Raw genomic sequence first — 1,528 nt, 5'->3', positions numbered from 1 at the left:
CGGTAGTTTGTTGACTTTCCGACGGGTCCGAGGTAAGCCGGAAGTAGTGCTCGTGCGGTTCCTGGGGGTGTGTGATGACCCGACATCGGCCCTGCCCGGCGGCGCCCGGCCCGCTGGAGGAATACGCGGCCCGGTTCGATGACCTGTTCACCCGCGTCGCGCAGCGACGGGGATTCCGGCAGTATCTGACCGGGCTGCTCGCGCCGCGGGACCGGAACAAGACGCTGACCGCGCTGGCCGGGGCCGAACCGGTCACCGGCGCGCAGCACCCGGCGGTACAGCGACTGCAGTTCTTCCTCTCCGAATCCCGGTGGGACGCCGACCGAATCAATACTCGACGGCTGGAATTGCTGCGCGCCGACCCGGCGACCGCACCGCACGGCGGCGGGGTCCTGGTGATCGACGACAGCGGGGACCGCAAGGACGGGACGAAGACCGCACACGTGGGCCGACAGTGGCTCGGCCGGTACGGCAAGACCGACAACGGCGTGGTCACCGTCACCACGGTGTGGGCCGACGAACGGCTGTACTATCCGGTGCACGCGACGGCGTACACCCCGGCGAAGCACTTCGCGAAGGGCAAGAGCGATCCAGACTTTCGGACGAAGCTGACGATCGGCGCGGACCTGGCGGCCGCGGCCCGGGAGGCGGGATTCGTGTTCCGCGCGGTGGCCGCGGACAGCGCGTACGGGGACCAGGACGGATTCCGCGGTGAGCTCGCCGAGGCCGGTCTGCCGTTCGTGATGGCACTGCGGCCGCATCGCGGCACCTGGGCCTACGGCCCCGGCGCGTATACCCCGGTGGATGCGGCCGGTGCGCTGGCCTGGGGTGGCCCGGAGCATCCCGGTGACTGGCAGCCGGTGGTACGGACCTTCCGGGACGGACACACCGAGACCTGGTGGGCCGCCGACGCTACCTTGGGTTGGTGGGGCCCGGACGGCACCCACCGTCTGGTGGTGGCCACCGCCGACCCGACGTCTTTGCCGGACAAGGCAACCTGGCATCTGGTCACCAACCTTCCCCGTCCCGGCGGCCCGCGCGAGGCCGACGGTCCGCATCCGGCCGCGGATCTGGCCGAGATCGTGCGGATCTACGGTATCCGGCACTGGATCGAGCAGAGCTACAAGCAGATCAAGGACGAGTTGGGCTGGGCCGACTTCCAGGTCCGCTCCGATGTGGCCATCCACCGCCACCAGGTGCTGGTGAACTGCGCGTTCAGTTTCTGCTGGGCTGCCTGGTTCGCCGATCATCCACCATGGCAGGATGATACGGCACCACGGCAGAACCCAACCGCACCACAGGCCCGATCCGACCGCGGAGAGAGGGGGGCCACACACCGCCGCGTCGGCTCCGTCGTGGCCGCGGGCGCTGCGCGCGATCCGCTCCTGGCTCTGTCCCTGGGTCGCGTTGCGACGTTGGTGGCCGGCATGGTCGACGGCGCCCCCGCCGCCGCAGTTGCAGGCCCTGATGAACTCGGTCGCGGCGGGCCACGGCCTGCACCTCTACCTCCCGAACTAACAAACTACCG

Annotated in this window: 1 protein-coding gene; it reads left to right on the top strand. The window is 69.8% G+C overall.

Going from position 1 to position 1,528, the window contains the following annotated elements; all coding sequences use genetic code 11:
* Positions 1 to 74 precede the first annotated feature (74 nt).
* Positions 75 to 1,528: IS701 family transposase (locus tag G6038_RS30670; protein WP_206025892.1), on the top strand; the 1,454-nt coding region annotated here is incomplete at its 3' end.

Source organism: Rhodococcus sp. 14C212, from assembly GCF_011058195.1.
GTDB lineage: Bacteria > Actinomycetota > Actinomycetes > Mycobacteriales > Mycobacteriaceae > Rhodococcus > Rhodococcus aetherivorans.
The sequence above is the reverse complement of the archived record's forward strand: the minus strand, read 5'-3'. Positions and strand labels throughout refer to the sequence as shown.